At 47.6% G+C, this 20565-nt stretch carries 14 protein-coding genes; all 14 read right to left on the reverse strand.

The annotated features are described in order from the left end of the window. Nucleotides 1-45: 45 nt before the first annotated feature. A complete protein-coding gene (locus KNP93_RS01940) occupies nt 46-2688 on the reverse strand; it encodes a valine--tRNA ligase (RefSeq protein ID WP_214853457.1) in 2643 nt (880 codons plus the stop codon). Nucleotides 2689-3015: 327 nt separating this feature from the next. Beyond that, on the reverse strand, nt 3016-4326 hold the full coding sequence (gene hemL / locus KNP93_RS01945) for a glutamate-1-semialdehyde 2,1-aminomutase (RefSeq protein ID WP_214852855.1): 1311 nt from the start codon (nt 4324-4326) through the stop codon (nt 3016-3018). Then, a complete protein-coding gene (gene hemB, locus KNP93_RS01950) occupies nt 4323-5312 on the reverse strand; it encodes a porphobilinogen synthase (protein WP_131972420.1) in 990 nt (329 codons plus the stop codon). The genes hemL and hemB overlap by 4 nt, the downstream gene beginning before the upstream one ends. Next, nucleotides 5309-6019: a uroporphyrinogen-III synthase gene (locus KNP93_RS01955; protein ID WP_371819857.1), complete on the reverse strand. Its 711-nt coding sequence runs from the start codon at nt 6017-6019 to the stop codon at nt 5309-5311. Before KNP93_RS01955 ends, hemB begins: the two co-directional genes overlap by 4 nt. Further along, a complete protein-coding gene (gene hemC, locus KNP93_RS01960; protein ID WP_131972419.1) occupies nt 5985-6911 on the reverse strand; it encodes a hydroxymethylbilane synthase in 927 nt (308 codons plus the stop codon). Before hemC ends, KNP93_RS01955 begins: the two co-directional genes overlap by 35 nt. 82 nt (nt 6912-6993) lie before the next feature. After that, nucleotides 6994-8334, reverse strand: a complete 1341-nt coding sequence (gene hemA, locus KNP93_RS01965) for a glutamyl-tRNA reductase (protein WP_026827794.1) — start codon at nt 8332-8334, stop codon at nt 6994-6996. Between the two features lie 203 nt (nt 8335-8537). Then, nucleotides 8538-9686 (reverse strand): AI-2E family transporter, encoded by a 1149-nt coding sequence (locus KNP93_RS01970; protein WP_131972418.1) that lies wholly within the window; start codon nt 9684-9686, stop codon nt 8538-8540. A gap of 25 nt (nt 9687-9711) precedes the next feature. Then, nucleotides 9712-11160, reverse strand: coding sequence for a glycosyltransferase family 2 protein (locus tag KNP93_RS01975; protein WP_214852858.1), 1449 nt, complete (start codon nt 11158-11160; stop codon nt 9712-9714). Next, on the reverse strand, nt 11147-12169 hold the full coding sequence (locus KNP93_RS01980) for a HEAT repeat domain-containing protein (protein WP_131502751.1): 1023 nt from the start codon (nt 12167-12169) through the stop codon (nt 11147-11149). The genes KNP93_RS01975 and KNP93_RS01980 overlap by 14 nt, the downstream gene beginning before the upstream one ends. Beyond that, the gene (locus KNP93_RS01985) at nt 12166-12918 is read right to left on the reverse strand and encodes a response regulator (protein WP_131502752.1); all 753 of its coding nucleotides are present in this window, start codon (nt 12916-12918) and stop codon (nt 12166-12168) included. Before KNP93_RS01985 ends, KNP93_RS01980 begins: the two co-directional genes overlap by 4 nt. Then, on the reverse strand, nt 12919-15966 hold the full coding sequence (locus KNP93_RS01990; RefSeq protein WP_214852861.1) for a hypothetical protein: 3048 nt from the start codon (nt 15964-15966) through the stop codon (nt 12919-12921). A 152-nt stretch (nt 15967-16118) separates the two neighbouring features. Beyond that, the gene (gene yihA, locus KNP93_RS01995; RefSeq protein WP_131502754.1) at nt 16119-16700 is read right to left on the reverse strand and encodes a ribosome biogenesis GTP-binding protein YihA/YsxC; all 582 of its coding nucleotides are present in this window, start codon (nt 16698-16700) and stop codon (nt 16119-16121) included. 1 nt (nt 16701) lies between these two features. Next, nucleotides 16702-19011, reverse strand: coding sequence for an endopeptidase La (lon, locus tag KNP93_RS02000; RefSeq protein WP_214852864.1), 2310 nt, complete (start codon nt 19009-19011; stop codon nt 16702-16704). A 71-nt stretch (nt 19012-19082) separates the two neighbouring features. Next, nucleotides 19083-20348, reverse strand: a complete 1266-nt coding sequence (clpX, locus tag KNP93_RS02005) for an ATP-dependent protease ATP-binding subunit ClpX (RefSeq protein ID WP_026827787.1) — start codon at nt 20346-20348, stop codon at nt 19083-19085. Between the last annotated feature and the right edge of the window lie 217 nt (nt 20349-20565).

Genomic DNA, 20565 nt, shown 5'->3' on the forward strand with positions numbered 1-20565 from the left:
TCCTTTAAAAAAAGTGACTCAAGAAAACTTGAGCCACTGTTAAGATTATTTTGCGAGTTCGCTGATCCGGACTTCGACTGCCGCCCGTTTCTCTTTATAGTCTTGTGCTTTTGCCTGTTCTTCTTCAATGACGTGTGCCGGAGCTTTCCCGACGAAGCCCGGGTTGTTGAGTTTCTTCTCGACCCGTTCGACTTCTTTTGTATATTTCACCAGTTCTTTATTCAGACGTGCGATTTCTTCTTCGATGTTGATCAAATCAGCTAGTGGAATGAACAATTCGGCTCCCGTCACGATGGCACTCATCGCTTTTTCCGGTGCTGGCATATTCCGTTCGACGAGCAATTCCGAGGCATTCGTGAACTTTTTCAAGTACGAGACGTTTGTCTCTAAATCGTGCTGGACTTGATCGTCACTTGTTGCAATCATCAACTGGATTTGTTTCGACATCGGTGCGTTGACTTCAGCACGGATGTTTCGGACTGAACGGATGACGTTCTGAACCGCCTCGAACGCCGGAACAGCTTTTGGGAAGTCCAGTGAATCGTTGCGTGTCGGCCAGGCAGCACGTGTGACCGTTTCGCCTTCGTGCGGCAAGTGTTGCCAAATCTCTTCCGTGATGAACGGCATGAACGGATGCATCAGACGCATGATTTGATCCAGCGTATACGCAAGAATCGAACGTGTCGTCAATTTAGCGGCTTCATCTTCACCGTTTAACGGCAATTTCGCCATCTCGATGTACCAGTTACAGAAATCTTCCCAGATGAAGTGATAGAGAACACGACCGGCTTCACCGAACTCATACTTGTCCGAAAGACGTGTTACATCATCAATCGTCGTGTTCAGACGCGTCAGGATCCATTGGTCGGCCAGTGATTTCTCACCTGACAGGTCAATCTGTTCATGTTTCAGTCCGTCCATGTTCATCAACGCAAAACGGCTTGCGTTCCATAATTTATTCGAGAAGTTCCACGTCGCTTCGATTTTCTCCCAGTAGAAACGTAAATCGTTTCCTGGTGTTGAACCGGTCGTTAAGAACCAACGCAGCGAATCGGCACCGTATTTCTCGATGACATCCATCGGATCAATTCCGTTACCGAGTGACTTCGACATTTTCCGTCCTTCCGAGTCGCGGATCAAACCGTGAATCAGTACATCGTTGAACGGACGTTCGCCTGTGAATTCATACGACTGGAAGATCATCCGTGAGACCCAGAAGGCGATGATATCGTAACCCGTCACGAGTGTTGACGTCGGGAAGTACTTCTGATAATCAGCTGCCCCTTCATTTGGCCAACCCATCGTCGAGAACGGCCAGAGCGCTGAAGAGAACCAGGTGTCAAGCACATCATTGTCCTGTTCCCAGTTTTCGATGTCAGACGGTGCTTCTTTGCCGACGTAGACTTCACCCGTTTCTTTATGGTACCAGGCCGGAATCCGGTGACCCCACCAGAGCTGACGGCTGACACACCAGTCGCGGATGTTTTCCATCCAGCGGACGTATGTGTTTTCGAAACGTTGCGGAATGAAGTTGATTTTGTCTTCGCCTTGCTGCTCTTGCAATGCTTTTTCAGCGAGCGGCTCCATTTTAACGAACCATTGGAGCGACAAGTACGGCTCGACGATCGCGTCCGACCGTTCCGAGTGACCGACGGAATGCAGATGCGGTTCAACCTTGATCAGGACACCTGATTCTTTTAGATCTTCAACGATTTGCTTGCGGCATTCAAAACGATCCATGCCTTCGTATTTCCCGGCATTTTCATTCATCGTGCCGTCTTCGTTCATGACAAGGACACGTGGTAAATCATGACGGTTTCCGACTTCAAAGTCGTTCGGATCGTGGGCCGGCGTGATTTTAACGACACCTGTTCCAAATTCCATGTCGACGTACTCATCGGCAACAATCGGGATTTCCCGGCCGACGATTGGCAACGTGATCGTTTTTCCGACGAGGTGCGCATAACGCTCATCTTTCGGATTGACGGCAATCGCCGTATCGCCGAGCATCGTTTCCGGACGTGTCGTCGCGAGTTCGACGTGACCGCTTCCGTCCGTCAACGGATAACTGAAGTGATAGAAAGCACCTTCGATGTCTTTATAGATGACTTCGATGTCCGAGATGGCTGTTTTCGTCGCTGGATCCCAGTTAACGATGTATTCACCACGGTAGATCAAGCCTTTTTCATACAATTTAACGAACACTTCCTGAACCGCTTCCGACAAACCTTCATCGAGTGTAAACCGTTCCCTTGAATAATCGAGTCCGAGTCCGAGTTTTGACCATTGTTCGCGGATCGTTGAAGCATATTCTTCTTTCCATGCCCATGATTGTTCGAGGAATTTCTCACGTCCCATTTCAAGACGCGATTTACCTTCCGCCCGAAGTTTCTGTTCGACTTTTGCCTGCGTCGCGATTCCGGCATGGTCCATTCCCGGCAGGTACAAGACGTCGAAGCCCTGCATCCGTTTCATCCGTGTCAGCATGTCCTGAAGTGTCGTATCCCAGGCGTGACCGAGGTGTAATTTCCCGGTGACGTTCGGGGGCGGGATGACGATCGTATACGGCGCTTTTTCCGGATCCTGATCGGCTTTGAAGTATTCCCCTTTCATCCAAAAGTCGTACCATTTTTCTTCTGTTGCCTGCGGATCATATTTGGTTGGCATTGATAATTCCTGCATCTGAATCGCTCCTTTAATCCATAATAAAAACGGCTTCTCTCGTCCTCATCTAAGGACGAAAGAAGCCGTTGCTCTTCCGCGGTACCACCTTAGTTCACTCTTTACAGAGTGCCCTCTAGCCCGCGTAACGTGCGGCAATCCGGATCTCGCTTGCTGTTGCTTACGAGACCAGCTCGTGGGGTGACCTTCATCAGGACGTCCTGTCACATCTCTCAGCCATGGATGTGTTCTCTCATAACAGTCCGTTGATTGACTACTCTTCCCGTCATCGCTGTTTTCCAAATTAATCTTTCTTCATTTTATCCGAGACGTCCGTAGCGCGTCAAGAACTGCTTAACGATTAAATTCGAGTTGCAATTCCTTGAATGTCAGTTCGACTGCTGCAATCGTCTGCTCGATGTCTTCGTCCGTATGAACGGTCGATAGGAAGAGTCCTTCAAATTGTGACGGTGGTAACAAGATGCCGCGTGCTGCCATCTTTTGATAATACGAACGGAACATGTCGAGATTCGACGATTTTGCCTGCTCGAAATTGGTCACCGGCTGATCCGTGAAGAAGACACCGAACATGGCGCCCGCCCGGTTCGTTGTTAACGGAATATTGTATTTCGCTGCTGCTGCGAGATACCCTTCCGCCAGTCGACCGGCTTTCCGGTCAAACTCTTCGTAATGTTCCGGTTTCAGCTGCGTCAATGTCGCAAGACCGGCTGTCATCGCAAGCGGATTACCTGATAACGTCCCCGCTTGGTAAATCGGACCTTGCGGCGCAATTTGTTCCATGATATCGCGACGTCCACCGTAAGCACCGACCGGCATACCGCCGCCGATGACCTTACCGAGACACGTGATATCCGGCGTGACACCGAAGTATCCCTGCGCACAGTTGAAGCCGACACGGAAACCGGTCATGACTTCATCAAAAATCAAGAGTGTGCCATACTGTTCCGTGATTTCGCGAAGTCCTTCGAGGAATCCCGGTTGCGGTGGAACGAAGCCCATGTTTCCGGCTGCCGGTTCAACGATGACTCCTGCGATATCATCTCCGTGTTTTTCAAATGCAATCCGGACCGCATCCATATCATTGTATGGAACCGTCAATGTCATGCTGGCAATTTGTGCCGGTACGCCCGGTGAATCCGGGAGTCCGAGAGTCGCCACGCCTGATCCGGCTTTAATCAACAGCGAATCGCCGTGACCATGGTAACAGCCTTCGAATTTCAGGATTTTTGTTTTTCCGGTATAGCCGCGTGCGAGGCGAAGCGCAGCCATCGTTGCTTCCGTTCCCGAGTTGACCATCCGGACGACTTCAACCGACGGGACACGGCTGATGACGACTTCTGCCATCGCCGATTCGATTTCGGTCGGTGTTCCGTAGCTCCAACCGCGTGTCGCTTGTTCCTGAATCGCTGCTGTCACGATCGGATCCGCATGACCAAGAATCATCGGTCCCCAAGACAAGACATAGTCGATGTATTCTTTGCCATCGATGTCATATAACCGTGACCCTTGTGCCCGTTCTGCAAAAATCGGTGTCATTCCGACTGATTTATAGGCACGAACCGGGCTGTTGACGCCACCCGGCATGAGCGGCAAGGCGCGTTCAAACGCCGCTTTTGATTTTGAGTTCTGATTCGTTAAGCTCATTTTGACCCCTCCAAGTAACGACAAATGTCTTTCGCGAAATAGGTGATGATTAAATCGGCACCGGCCCGTTTAAATCCAAGCATTGTCTCCATGACGATTCGTTCTTCATCAATCCAGCCGTTTAATGCAGCGGCTTTGACCATCGCATATTCACCCGATACGTTGTATGCAACGATTGGCAGATCCACGCGTTCGCGGACGTCACGAATGATATCCATAAAGGCAAGGGCCGGTTTGACGATCATGAAGTCTGCACCTTGATCAACATCCGCTGTTGCTTCACGGAACGCTTCCCGACGGTTTGCAGGATCCATTTGATACCCTTTGCGGTCACCTTCACCAGGAGCCGAGTTTGCCGCATCACGGAACGGTCCGTAATACGCGGAAGCATACTTGACGCCGTAACTCATGACCGGGATATGGCTGAAGCCGTTCTCATCCAGTCCTTGGCGGATCGCTGCCACGAACCCGTCCATCATCGAAGACGGTGCAATGATATCGGCACCGGCACGCGCTTGTGAGACCGCTGTTTGGACATGTAACGGAAGTGATGCATCATTATCGACGGTTCCGTCAGCAACGATGCCGCAGTGTCCTGTAGACGTGTATTCACATAAACACGTATCTGCGATGACCGTCAGTTGCGGTGCAACTTTTTTAACGAGTCGTGTCGCTTCTTGAACGATCCCGTGATCATGAAATGCCCCTGTTCCCTGCTCATCTTTTAAATGATCGTGCGGTACGCCGAACAGGATGACTGATTCAATACCAAGTGAAACGACTTCTTGGATTTCTGCTTCGAGATGATCTAGTGATAAGTTGAACACACCCGGCATCGAGCTGACTTCCCGTTTGATGTCGTCTCCTTCCGCGATAAATAGCGGATAAATCAAATCGGTTTTGTGCAAATGATTTTCCCGGACGAGTGAGCGTAATGACGCTGTATTGCGTAAACGGCGGTGGCGTGCGAATTCTAATGTATTCATAACAGTTCCTCCTCTAAAATACAGTCAATCAGCCCGTCGAGCGTATAGACAGCAGCGACCAGAAGCGGTGCCAAACCAGATCGTCGGGCGGCTTGCTCGGTGATTGGTCCGATCGTCACATAAGTCGCGGTCGTTCCCTTGCAAAATGGAGCAATCGCTTCGACAGCTGAAGGACTTTGTAATCCAATATACGTAGCACGTTGCAGCACATCAGGCGGAAGCCCCCGTAACTTCGTTTCGTACGTGATGACTTCCAACACTTCAGCCGCAACGGCGTTTCTTAATCGTTCAAGCGGTTCTTGACGTGACCGGTTCCCGCGGGCAAAACAAATCCGTTGACCGGTCTCGAGAAGCGGTCGTAATTCTTCGACGAGCACATCCCCAGTAAAAGCGGATGGCATGAAATCAGGTGTCCGTCCCTGCCGGATTAACGCCGCCGCCGTTTTCGACCCGACGACGGCAATCTTTGTGTCCTGCAAAGACGGAAGCTGTGACTGGATACGTTCGACGCCGGTCGGACTCGTGACAATCAGCCAATCTAATGCTGTCGGCAATTGAAAGGCGACAGGAATCGTTTCGATGACCGGGTGATGGACGACTTCAATCTGTTGTGCCGCTAAACGCGCCACTTGCTCTGCAGTCGGCTGCCGACTCCCCGTCAAGACCAGTTGTTTATAAATCATCCGGTAAAGATGCGAGAATTTCACGGCCACCCGCATCGAGAAGACGCGTCGCAACCGTTTGACCGAGTTGCATCGGATCAAGTGATGTTTCCCGTTCAAGCAAGATTTGTTGTCCGTCTACTGAACCGAGGAATCCGACGAGTGTCGTCGACAAATCTTCGTTGATTGTCGCAAATCCACCGACAGGTACATGACAGCTTCCTTCGATTGCCGCTAGGAAAGAACGTTCGGCGAAGGCTACTTTTTCTGTCATCTGATCGTGGATCAAATTCAACAAGTCGCGCACTTCTTGATCGTTCGCTCGGCATTCGATTGCCAAAATCCCTTGTCCGACTGCGGGAATCATATCATCCGTTGAAATGTATTCCGAAACGATTTCATCCGACCAGCCCATCCGCTGAAGACCGGCAGCAGCAAGCAGAATGCCGTCAAACGGACCTGTTTTCAGCTTTTCAAGACGTGTATCGATGTTCCCACGAATCGATTCGATTTTTAAATCCGGACGTAATTTGAGTAATTGGGAACCACGGCGTAAGCTGCTTGTTCCAACGATTGCGCCTTCCGGAAGCGAGTCCAGTCCGCCGCCTGTCGTCGTAATCAAGGCATCACGCGCATCGACTCGTGCAGGTGTCGCGCCGATGATGAGCCCTGTCGGCAACTCAGACGGGAGATCTTTCATGCTATGCACTGCAAAATCAATGTCTTCGTCAATCATCTGTTGTTCGATTTCTTTGACGAACAATCCTTTACCGCCGACTTTAGATAGTGTCACGTCAAGGATGCGGTCACCCTTCGTGATGATATTCTTGATTTCGAATTCGTATGGTGCACCTGCTTGTTTCAATTGTTCGATGACCCACTTCGTTTGTGTCATCGCAAGTTTTGAACTACGTGAACCTACTATGATTTTTCGCATGCTGAAATCCCCCTGTACAATAATAAAGGGGCGGCACAAGTCCGCCCCATGCTTTTCTATTGTAACACAATTCGGTCTATGTTCACCGATTCACAGCTTTCCGTTCAGCTGTTGTTTCTTCCTGTAACACCATTTCCTCAGCGGCACTGTCAAACAGTTCTTCGTCTAATGCAAACGTATCCATGAACTGCGCAATCCGTTGATCGGCATCTGGTTTTGCGGCTGCATCTTTGATATAGGATAATGGCTCGCGTAACAGTTGATTGATGATGGATTTCATGTGTTTTCCGATCACGGTTTTTTCCCGATTTGTCATGTTCGGCAACTTCCGCTCCAGGCTTTGCATCGTCTCTTGCTGGATTTTAAGCGACTGGTCACGGAGTTCCGTAATGATCGGAACGACACCAAGTGTCGTCATCCACCCTTCGAACTCGGCAATCGCAGCTTCAATCCGGCGTTCGATTTTTGCTGCTTCTTTCATTCGTTCTGCCATGTTTTGCTGGACGATCGACGTCAAATCATCGACATCATATAAATGAACACCCGGCAAGTCACCTGCCGTCGGTTCGATATCACGCGGAACCGCGATATCAATCAACAGGAAGGGACGATCACTTCGGAACAATTGTGCTGCAGCAATGTCTTCACGTTTGATGATTGCCCGTTTTGCTCCGGTTGAAGAAATAACGATGTCAGCCCGAAGCAGACCGCATTGCATTTCATTGATCGAATGTGCGGATCCTTCGAAACGATTCGCCACTTCTTCGGCTTTGGCCAGCGTCCGGTTAAAGACGGTGATATCACGGGCACCCGCTTCATACAGGTTAAGTGTCGTCAATTCGCCTGTTTCTCCGGCACCGATTACCACGATGGATTTATCTTCAAGCGATCCAAGTAACTGTTCTGCGAGCGTGACGGCAGCTGCACTGACCGACACCGCATTTTCACCGATTCCCGTTTCAGCATGCGCGCGTTTCGCAAGCGTGACCGCTTCTTTAAACAATTTATTGAAAACCGTTCCTGTCGTTTCGAGTTTTTGTGCCGTGAAGAAACTGGTCTTCACTTGCCCGAGAATCTGTGTTTCGCCGACAATCATCGAATCGAGCCCGCTCGTCACCCGGAAAAGATGCTTCATCGCGTCAAATCCCTCGTGAATGAACAAATACGGCTCTAATTCTTCCATCGTCAACCCAAACCAGTTCGCCAGAAAACGTTTTGTATAATAACGCCCTGTATGCGGCTGATCCGTAACAACATATAATTCCGTCCGGTTGCATGTCGAAACGATGACGCTCTCGAAAATACTTTTTTCGTCACGTAGCGCAACGACCGCTCCCTTCATCTCATGTTCCCCAAATGAGACTTGTTCGCGGATTGATACAGGCGCCGTCTTATTATTTAAACCGACAACTACGATATGCATGCGCTCTACCCCTTACGTCCAAAGATTTCATTCTCATCTATCTTTCGTTCTCTACTCTACATTATAACCATTATAAAAAAGATTCCAATCAATTTATAAACTAAAATGAGTCGAAGTTGTGAAACTTATCTTCTTACCATATCCCTCTCAGCAACAAAGTACAAACCCTCTGCTTTCATCATCAGCAGAGGGTTGTGGATTTCTTATTTCGTCGAATCGGTAATGATCCGTGACTCCTCGATCTGGACATCCAACTTTTGTTGACGCAGACGATAAATCCGGGCAATGTTTTGAACGACGACTTTGGTCACGGCATACGTCGGGACCGCTAAGATGACACCGATGATGCCCCCAATTTTACCGGCAACGAGTAAGACGATGATGATGGTCAACGGGTGGACCTTCAACGTCTTCCCTTGGACGTAAGGTGAAATCAGATTCGATTCAATCTGTTGGGCAACGACAATCGTAATGATGGCGTAGAGCGCTTTGATTGGATCATCGATGAATCCGACGATGACTGCAGGAACAGCACCGATATAAGGTCCGAGATAAGGAATGATATTCGTGACCGTACAGAACAGCGCCAGCAGCAACGCATATTGAATGTCCGAGAGGAAGAATCCGATCAACGACATGAGACCGACACATAACGAAACGATGACTTGACCATTCACATAATGTTTAACCGTCACATGCATGTCATGAAGAATTTTACGTGTTTCCGTTTCATAGCTTTTCGGTAAAAGTTTGACGACTGAATTCGGAAACTTATAACCGTCGAGTAACATGTAGACCAAAATGAATGGTACAAGCACGATGATCAGCACGGTCGAAGAAATGACACTGAAAATCGTCCCGACAGAGGTCGACACCGACTTGAACAACGTCCCGATGTAAGATGTCGCTTCATTCGTCCATTTATCAAACAAATCGGTATTTTCATGTACCCAGTTGGAAATGAGTCGATTGTTCATCAGCTGATCCCGGAGGTTCAGCGTCTGGTCCCGCAGTTCGACGACCAGATTCGGAATGCTCGTTACGAAGTCCGAGACTTGCTCGACCAGAATCGGTCCGATGGATGCCACGGCAATCGTGATGACACCGAGAAATCCGAGCAGGACGATTAAAACAGCAAGACCCCGCTTCTTGACTCGCTTTTGCAGTGCATCAACAATTCCAAGTGTGAAGTAATAAAAAATACCGGCGATAATCAACGGTGGGAAAATCAGGGCTAACATCACTTTAATCGGTTGGAATAAAAATGAGATTTTCGTTCCGACCCAGATGACTAAGAAGATCGTCAAAATCCAAAGTAAGGCTTTAAACCATTTGTTTCGAAGTAAATCCACGAACAGTCCTCCTACGAGTTTACAATCAACTTGTTTTTTCTTTCGCTTCTTCTGTTACGACATCATCCAGTCGTTGTCGTTCCATTTTACCCCATTGACCGCGTCCCGTCATGAACTGAATTAATCCGCCCAGTTTAAAGAACACGAGGATCGGCCGGTACCAAAACGATTCTGTCAGTGACCACAGGAACAATCGAATCAATTCCTTGACGTTTTTAAAGCGGTGCATCGTCCATTCTTCAAGCAAGACAGCCCCTGCCGATAATAATGAGCCATACAATAGAGCCACCGTCAACAGAACGATGCCAAACTCAAAATTTAGCGTTCCGACAAGTAGATTTAATGGAATGATGAAATAACCGATCAGTTCGACGATCGGACCTAATAATTCAATCAAAAAGAAGTACAGCATCGAGACACTTCCGACAAAGCCGTAGCGCGGATTTCCAATCATCCGCTTATGCGTCCATAACGTTTCCGCCAGTCCACGATGCCAACGGCTCCGTTGTGAGCGTAAGACTTCCATCGTATCCGGTGCCTGAGTCCAGCAGACCGGTGACGGGACGTACTCAATTCGTTTGTCGATATCATTTTCTTTCATGTACCGGTGCAGCCGGACAACCAGTTCCATGTCCTCGCCGACAAGTCCTTCTTTGTACCCGCCAGCCTGAACAACGATTGCCTTTTGAAATAATCCAAAAGCCCCGGAAACGATAAGGAGCATGTTAAAACGGCTTAGCCCAAGACGACCGAACAGGAATGCCCGGAAGTACTCAATCATTTGCATCAACACGATCCGTTGTTTTGGTGTCCGAATCTCAACAATTTCACCGCCCTCGATTGTACAGCCGTTGACGAGGAAAATCGATCCGCACGTCGCAATGACATCTTCATCGGACTCAACAATCGGTTTCATGACTTTCAAGAGCGCATCCCGCTCAAGAATTGAATCCGCGTCCAGTGAACAGAAATACGGATAACTGGAATAGTCGATTCCGGCATTCAAAGCATCCGCCTTTCCGCCGTTTTCTTTATCGATGACAATCAAACGGGCATCGATTCGGGAACGGTAGACCTGTTTAACCGGTTGCGATCCAATCAGGATCCGTGGAAACCGCAATTCCTTTTCCAGTTCGTACATCTTAAACAGTTCACTCATTGTCCCGTCACTTGATCCGTCATTGATGACAATGACTTCATGTTCCGGATAATCGAGTGCAAGCAACGCCTGAACACTCGTGACAATCGTATACTCTTCATTGTAAGCCGGAACAAGGATACTGACCGGTCGTGTATAAAGAGAACGCATCAACGGAACATAAGAACTTTCCTTTCGTCGGAATCGTTGTTTTCGGACCATTTGTGCCGAAATCAGATACAACGAAGAATAGAAAATGATGACGAGAATCATATAAATCAGGACAGTCCATGATAAAACATCAATGATTTTTTGAATGGTTTCAGATGACAACATGTTGTTTCATCTCCTTTGCTAGCCGTTCCGTCGCTTTTTGTTTCGCATAGCGGTCAGGATGATCTTTTGCGACAAGCGCCAACTGTTCGAGACCACCACAGGCAAGCAGGGCATCAAATGCCGCCGTTCGTACCCACCAGGAACGACTGCCGACAAACGGTAAAATGTAATCAATTGAATCTTTTGGTGTTACGTTTTCTAAAAAACGCAAGGCTAACATCTGTTCGACCCAACTCGTCTCATCCTCGAGATACGGCGTATAGAGCTGCCAGTCGTCTTCAAGACCAATGCGAGTCAACGCGCGCAGAGCCCGCTTCCGGATTTCGGGATTGGCATCGTTCGTCTTCATCCGAACGAGTTCTGCATACTGCGTATCGTCACGGTCATAAATCAGTTGAAGAATTGCCATCTGAAAAGATTCCGTCAGCTGATCAAATGCTGTCACCCAAGGCGACAGATCGCGACTGCGACCGACAGCCAGTACAGCACCGAAAAAACTGATATCGTTTTGCTGTTTAGCTTCTTCAATTGCAAGCCCCGGTGCAATCGATACGAGGGTACGGACGATGACGTCTTCTTCTTCTTTAGATAAGTGTTTATGCAATTTTTGCTGAAGGTCTTCTGCGACCGGACTCAACCGGAACTGCGCGATTGCTTCATAAGCATTCAGACGTCGGTCAATCCGACGGTGTCGGATTTGTTTTTGATAATAGGTTAACAGATTCGTTTCGACATACTGGTACAGTTTTTCCTGATGCGACTCGGTCGCTGTCAAATTGGTCAAGGCAAACAATTCCAATTCAACCAAATCTTCATTTCCTGGCAATATATCCGGCATCTTTGTTTGTTTACTTGTCGCATAATCATAAATCTCATCACGAAAATGCAGTTGCCAAGTTAACCGTCTATCCTCTTGTTTGGCACGCTTCCGTTTTTGAAAAACGAGATAAACTAAAGCGGCTACCTGAAGAATAACTAGGATAAGAATAAAACTAAGAATCCATCTCATTCGTTCATCCCCTCCAGTTTTCTGAGCCATGCCCGAAATTCCTCCACTTTAAGCGGGAGTGTCATGATTCCGTCAACACCACGTTCGATAGCGAGTACATGATCACGTTCCCGGTTGTACATCGAAATCATGATAGCGTGAAACGGCATCACACTCTCAGTTTTGGCACGCAAGAGTAGCTCAAGACCATCGGCGCGTGGAAGAGCAGATGAAAAGACAAGAAGATACGGACGCGTGGCTACATGTTCTTCTAAAAATGACTCCGTCCGTTCATATAAAGACAGTGTCTCAAACCGGTTCGCCAGTTCACGCTCCAAGAGACGTTTTAAATGCGGATCCTCGGTCACGATGACGGCATCAACAATTCGTTGAACCCGCTTGTAGCGACTGATCCGGTCAAGCAACACATCTACCGTGACATCAGCCGGTATTACTTCACGTGCATTATCAAGCAGATACAGAGAACTGTCCGATTCATTCGGATTGAGATAGAGAACTGGTATTCGTTCTTCTTCAACAGCACTGCTCGCGAGGACGATATCTGCATATGAGATATCTGTCCGGACACAACGTCCTTGCTCAATTAAATCATTAACCGTTTCCGGCATTAAACCAATAGTATGGATGAACATAACACCAGAGGTCGATTGCTTAATTTCTTCATCTGACGCCATATGCGCAGAACTCGTTTCCTCGTCTAGCGGTGCAATGGATGCATTGATCAGTTTCCACATCTCTTCCCGGCGCATTTATCTCACTCCTTCTTTAAACGCTTTTTGCATCGTTTGATAAACCGGTTTCAACGCTTCACGCTGTTGCGGATTCGTCCATTCCGACCAATTGTAAAAACCACGGTCTTTTTCCGGAATTCGTGTCGTCCCGATTTGACCGGTCACTTCAATCCCTTCCGTGATCATCTTCGCTTCGAGCCCGTCTTTCCAAAAATCTCCGATGATTTCATGTTTGCTTGGGTCGCGCATGTTCAATAACATCCATGGAATCCGGAGTTCGATTTGTTTCCGCTTCATGTCGGAGATATCGGTCAAGATACTTTCCGGTGGTCCTTCATGTAAGATACCGGTGTCCCACTTCACTGCCGGCTTGATAATTTTTTTAGTGACCGGATCCCGTCTTGCATAGTCGAGCATTTGGTAAATCGGATTAAAGTTTCCGCTGTTTTGTTGATCGGATGGTGGTTTGACCATCTCAAACGGTTTTTTCAATCCGTAATGGTAACGGAAGATGTCATACCGTTCATCGACATCGAGCCGTGCTTGATCGGCAATCGTTAAACGATATTCTGCTCCTTCTTCCAGTTTCAACGATCCCACTTGTAAGTTGCCATCGTTCGGTTTCGTCGAAAAGGCGAGTGTCGTCGGTTCCGCTTTTTTCCGGTCAATCCGGACATACAGATAGGCTTCATCTGATGTCATGTAAATGGCTTGACCGTCCGTTTCCGCTACTGGCGCATAACCTTTCCAATCATCCATTTTTCCGTCAATCGTAATATCGGATCTTAAGAAACCGAGCATTCCGAAATGTTGTTCGCTCGTTTGAACATTTGACCAACGCGGACGCGTGTTGGCATCATCGTAGTCCATCGTGTTCCACGTCCGTTTAAACCATTCATCCTGCCAGATGAAGACCAGTCCGCCGGCCATTTTCGTTTCAACGATGTCCTGATACAACTTCGCCACAAGTTTCCCCTGGTTTTCTTCACTGACATGCCCTTGATCAAATCCATTCGGTCCAAGGTGAGTTTTACCGCGCGAACTCGGAATACCAAATTCGGAAACAAGTAACGGCATATCATGATAGTCTTTCATCCGTTTAAGATACCGGCTGTATGACTCTGAGTCGGTATCCCCTTTCCGTCCAAATTCTTCCTTGATGAACGATGGATAGTACGGGTAAATATGGTACGAGGCAAAGACGCCGCCTGCAAACTCTTTTGTGGCCTGGATATGATTGAAATCAATCGATACTAAATCCTGTTCTTCTTCCACTTCATTTGGGTGTGCAAGCGGATCCGTCGTCGGCCAGTTCGTCGCTGCGATGGGCCGGGTCGTTTTGTACGCGTCGAGCTCATGTTGTGTCGCACCATCCATCCGACCGGCTAACCACGACTCGAACGGAGATGCCTCTTTTGTCGTCGTCACATATTTCCCTTCGTATCGAAGTCCTTTATTCTTTTTGTTTGTTCCGATTACGGCATCCGGTAACCATTCAATCCCGAACACAAATGCCGAGACGTATTGCGAAACATCTGACGTATAGGTTCCGGAAGCATGACCGACAACTTCTTTGACGACAGCATTGCCGTGAACCACGTCGACCATCCGCTTCGCTTCCGTATCCGTCATCTTCAAAAATTTCGGTTCGAAGGCATTTTTTAATTCCTCGAACGGTTTTTCTTCGACCCACATGCCTTGCATTAAATAAATCGGTGTTTTCGCCGTTTCATTGTAAGCTTTTAACGCATCATAAAAAGCGGGAGGATGGAGGGTATAAATCCGGATGGTATTGACGCCCATCTCGCCCATCTGCTTCAGCCACCGGTCGTATTCATTGCGGCTGATGGCGTGTTCTCCCGGGAAAGCGCCGGGACGTCCTAGCCCAACATTCACACCTTTAACAAAGTATGGTTTCCATTTTCCGTCTTGATACATTTCAAGTGTATCTTGACCAAAACGTGCCCGTGTACGGACCGTCTGATTGTTAACTTTCGTTTGTGCCAACGGTTTAACTTGCGCCGACTGCTGTTTTACGACTTTCGTTTCTTTCAATATACGACTGATCGTCGGTGCATAGACTTTCCAAAAGAATGCAGTCTCGCTGTCTGCACTATCCAAAATGAATTGCTTACGGAACCACTCGAGACCGGCATAACGATAGTAGCGCGGAATATCGGCCACATCTGTGAAGTCACCTGCAAAATAATGACCGCTTCCCTGTTTGACATATGCGGGGAATTCAAGTGGCAATTGCCGTTCACGCAACATGGCTTGTGTTTTCTTTGACGGATTCCAAGAGAAATGCGCCTGTTGTTCGCCTCCGTCAAGCTCCAACACTTCAAACCAGTAGTTGTAGCGGACTTCATCCTTCGCCTGTCCCTGGTTTTTATCCCATGTGTATAAAAGTGGCGTCTCATCATTGACGAAAAAGACTTCTTCCGTTGAGTCGTTGATGAAGACATAACCAGGTCCCGATAATTTAAATGCTTTATCTTTTGCCTGAAGCTTCAATTTATCAATGACGGTCTGATCGAGTCCCTGTAATTTTGTTAAGTCCGGGAAAAAGCGTCCGATCCATCCTGTCCATGCCGTACCAAACAATTGCCGAAACGCATTGGAGCGATCGGATGGTGTCGGGCTTGCTGCTGTATTAAACTCTGCGACGACTGTCTTTCCTTTTGAAATCGCATCTGTTGCCAATGCCACATCCTCAGCCGTCAGTCCGCCACGATGTTGTTCCTTACCATCGACGGTATAGGATTTCCCGTACGTGTCCGTAAACAACAGGACATCCGCCTTTGATGCTTGTTTGAGCATCGTTTCGCCTTGCGTCCCGTCATAACGGTTTACGTAATCCGTGTATGTATAGTTCTTTCCCTCATTCTTCGTGATTTTCAAATGATTCAATAACCAGGTCGTTCCTGCATGCTCCCGTTGTTGTTTTCCTACCGTGTAATCAAACAGGATTACGTTTAATGTCCGTTCCTTTTGAATGAACCAAATCAATAATGGTGTCAAAATCAAAAGGAGAATTACTGCTGCGATCCATTTATATCGCTTCATCTTTACACGTCCCTTTCCGTCCCCTTTGTTTTTTCTATTGTAACGTGAAAACAATCTATCGCATATATGGGAACTGCTTATTTCTGAAAGGTATATTTTGGATAAAAAAAAAGAAACGACTACCGTTAGGCAGTCGCTTCGACTCATTTGAATTATAAGTGATGGTAGATGGCTTCCCATGCTGCGTCGACACCTTCACCGGTTTCCGAAGAAAAGGGAATAAATGTGTCTTGCCCGTCAAACTGTAATTTCCGTTTAATCGCCGCAATCTGTTTATCCCGTTGACCACGCTTGATTTTATCGAGTTTCGTCGCTACGACGATGACCGATAAATCGTAGTATTTCAAGAAATCATACATGATGACATCATCTGCTGAAGGTTCATGGCGGATATCGACGAGGAGGACTACCCCTTTTAAGATTTCACGTGTCGTGAAATACTTTTCCATCATCTTGCCCCATGCCTCACGCTCGGTTTTTGAAACTTTCGCATATCCATAACCGGGTACATCGACAAACATGACTTCATCATTAATATTGAAGAAGTTTAACGTCTGTGTTTTACCCGGTTTTGATGATGTGCGGGCGAGTGCTTTTCGCTGAACAAGTTTGTTGATGAACGACGACTTTCCGACGTTCGAACGTCCGGCGAGTGCCACCTCTGGAAGGAGTGGTTCCGGATAATGTTCCGGATTGACACCACTCGTAATAAAATCTGCTTTATAAATTTTCATGTTACTCTCCTTTTAATGCATGTTCGAGCACTTGATCCATTGTCGCGACCGGTATGAAGCGAATGCCGTCCCGGACCGTTTCAGGAATGTCATCGATATCACGTGTATTGTCTTGCGGCATCAAAATCGTCGTCAGACCCGCACGATGAGCGGCGAGTGACTTCTCTTTCAGACCACCAATCGGCAAGACCCGTCCCCGTAATGTAATCTCTCCGGTCATCCCGACATCTCGCCGCACCGGACGTTTCGTCAAGGCGGAAATCAATGCTGTCGCGATCGTAATTCCTGCCGAAGGACCGTCTTTCGGGACTGCGCCTTCCGGAACGTGAATGTGGATGTCTTGTGTCTCATAAAAATTCGGATCAATCTTAAACGCTTCCGCATTCGCCCGAACAAAGCTGTACGCCGTTTGAGCCGACTCCTGCATGACGTCTCCCAATTTCCCTGTTAACTGCAATTTTCCTTTACCTGGAGCGAGACTCACTTCAATCGTCAGTGTATCGCCCCCAAATGCAGTATACGCTAAACCGGTCACCGCGCCAATCGTATCTTCGAGTTCACTTTGACCGTAACGGTAAATCGGTTTACCTAAAAAGTCAGGTAAATTACGTTTTGTGACCGTGACCCGTTTCTTTTCGCCCATCGCGATTTGTTTCGCCGCTTTTCGGCATAACGCACCGATGACACGCTCTAAACTCCGCACACCAGCTTCTCGTGTATACCGCCGCACGACCTCTTGTAAGGCATCCGGTTTAACCGTCAGTTGACTTTTTTTCAGGCCGTGCTCTTTTAATTGTTTTGACAATAAATGCCGGATGGCAATCTCTGTTTTTTCCTGTTCCGTATAGCCGCCGATTTGAATCAGTTCCATCCGGTCAAGCAGTGGCCCCGGAATATTTGAAACATCATTTGCGGTCGCAATGAACAGGACGTTTGATAAATCAAACGGTTCTTCGATATAGTGATCGGAAAAACTGTTGTTTTGTTCCGGATCCAGCACTTCAAGCATCGCTGAAGACGGATCGCCCCGGAAATCGTTTGCCATCTTATCGATTTCATCGAGCAGGAAGACCGGGTTGTTTGTTCCGGCTTGTTTCAAGCCGCGAATGATGCGGCCGGGCATGGCTCCGATATAGGTCCGGCGGTGTCCTCGGATCTCGGCTTCATCACGGACTCCACCAAGCGAGACACGTACGAATTTGCGCTCGAGCGCTGTAGCAATTGAACGGGCGAGTGAGGTCTTCCCTACTCCCGGAGGACCGGCCAGGCATAAAATCGGGCCGCGTAACGAATCGGTCAATTGTCGGACCGCCAAGTATTCAAGAATCCGTTCCTTCACTTTTTCCAAGCCATAATGATCTTCATCCAACTGTTCCGATGCGGCTTCGACGTTTAAAAAGTCGTCGGTCGCTTCGTTCCAAGGAAGGGAGAAGAACCACTCCAAGTAGTTCCGGATTACACCATGTTCCGGACTCGTTGCCGGTACGACCGACAGGCGATTGATTTCTTTTTCAATGTTGGCGACAGCGGTTGCCGACAAATCAAGCATTGCTAATTTTTCTTTATACTTCACAGCGTCACTTTCCGCCGAGATTGCTTCTCCACCGAGTTCCTGTTGAATCGTCTTCAGTTGTTCCCGTAAATAATATTCACGTTGCGACTGTTCAATCGTCTTTTTCGTCCGTTCCCGCATTTCGCGTTCCAGTTCGACGACTTCATATTCATGTTTCATGACATCAAGAAGCATGACCCCGCGTTCAACCGGATCATTTTCTTCCAGGAATTCTTGTTTTTTGGCAATGTCGATCGGTAACTTCGAAGCGATGTAATCCGTCAACGAGTCGAGTCGTTCATATGTTTCAAAACGACGTCGTTCGTCCGTCCCGATTCCTTTGATGCGTGATACCAATTGCCCGAACTGTTCCTTGATCAGACGGACGAGCGCTTCCTGCTTCGCCCCTTTGATGTCTGCTTTTTCAATCGGTTCAATGTTTGCTTGGTACCCTTCGTCCGTTTCCGTTACTTGATCAATCCGGACACGTTCTTTACCGATGACCCGCACGCGGACCGTATCGTTTCCAAGCTCACTCATTTTTGCAATCTGAACAAGTGTACCGATCGTATGCAGGCCGTCAACAGACGGTTCTGCTTCCGGATCACGTTGCGTAACGACGACCAGATCAATTTCATGTTCTTTCGACGCCAGTAATGCTTTTAGCGAGACAGGACGCCCGACATCAATCGTCAGGCCGATTAATGGGTATGCGACGACACCACGTAGTGGCAATAATGGATATTGTTTTGTCTTCATCAAAAATCTCCTCCTAAACAAAAAGACTCGGAAAGGCGTACAAGTAGCCTCCGAGCCGATTTGTCACGGTGTTACGCCGTTTCTTTTTCTTTACCATGTTCAATTGTGCCATCTTTCAACTCGAGCGTTGGACCGCGTTTTCCAGTCAACGTTTCCGCTGTGATGATGACTTTCGCAATATCTTCACGCGATGGAATCTCAAACATGATATCAAGCATCGTTTCTTCAATGATTGAACGAAGACCACGTGCTCCTGTTTTCCGTTCAATTGCAAGTTTCGCAATCTCAACGAGTGCATCATCTGTGAAGTCGAGTTCGACATCATCCAGTTGAAGCATTTTTTTGTATTGTTTGACGAGTGCATTTTTCGGTTTTGTTAAGATTTGAACGAGCGCTTCTTCGTCAAGTGGCTCAAGTGTCGCCATGACAGGTAAACGTCCGATGAATTCCGGAATCAATCCGAATTTCTGCAAATCTTCCGGTAAAGCAGCCGCAAGGATTTCTTTTTGTGTCAGGTTACGGTTCTCAGAATCGTTTCCGAATCCGATGACCTTTTTACCAAGACGACGTTTAATCGATTGATCGATTCCGTCAAAGGCACCACCGACGATGAACAAGATGTTCGTCGTATCGATTTGAATGAATTCTTGATGCGGATGTTTCCGGCCACCTTGTGGCGGAACGCTCGCAACTGTACCTTCTAAGATTTTCAGAAGCGCTTGTTGTACACCTTCACCTGAGACATCACGTGTAATCGACGGATTCTCAGATTTACGGGCAATTTTATCGATTTCATCGATGTAGATGATACCTTTTTCTGCTTTTTCGACATCATAGTCAGCAGCTTGAATGAGTTTTAAGAGAATGTTCTCAACATCTTCCCCAACATATCCGGCTTCCGTCAGACTTGTTGCATCCGCGATTGCGAACGGAACATTCAGAATACGGGCCATCGTTTGTGCGAGGAGTGTCTTACCACTACCAGTCGGTCCAATCATGACGATGTTCGATTTAGACAATTCCACGTCGTCAGCACGTCCACCAGCATTGATCCGTTTATAATGATTGTACATCGCGACAGATAAAGATTTTTTCGCTTTTTCCTGTCCGATGACATAGTCATTTAAAGTCGCACGGATTTCATGCGGTTTTGGTACGTTCTTCAGTTCGACTTCTTCTTCTGTACCAAGCTCTTCTTCGACGATCTCATTACAGAGTTCGATACATTCATCGCAAATGTATACGCCAGGTCCAGCAACAAGTTTGCGCACTTGTTCTTGTGTCTTTCCGCAGAAAGAACATTTTAGCTGACCTTTTTCTTCGTTAAATTTAAACATAAAGGTCCACCCCTTTAACGTGGAATTTGGATAGATCCGTTTCGCATCTATTCTCACGTTTTACTATTTATGATTGTAGCATGAACAAGGAAACTCTTTCAAATCTTGGATGAGCGTTTTACAGTTTGATTTGAAAAATATAATTTTGTTTGTCCTTGTTTGACCTATCGTACAAAAAAATCGACTTCAAGACCAGAAATTGGTCTTGAAGTCGATC

The sequence above is a fragment of the Exiguobacterium sp. s166 genome (assembly GCF_018618855.1).
Lineage (GTDB): Bacteria > Bacillota > Bacilli > Exiguobacteriales > Exiguobacteriaceae > Exiguobacterium_A.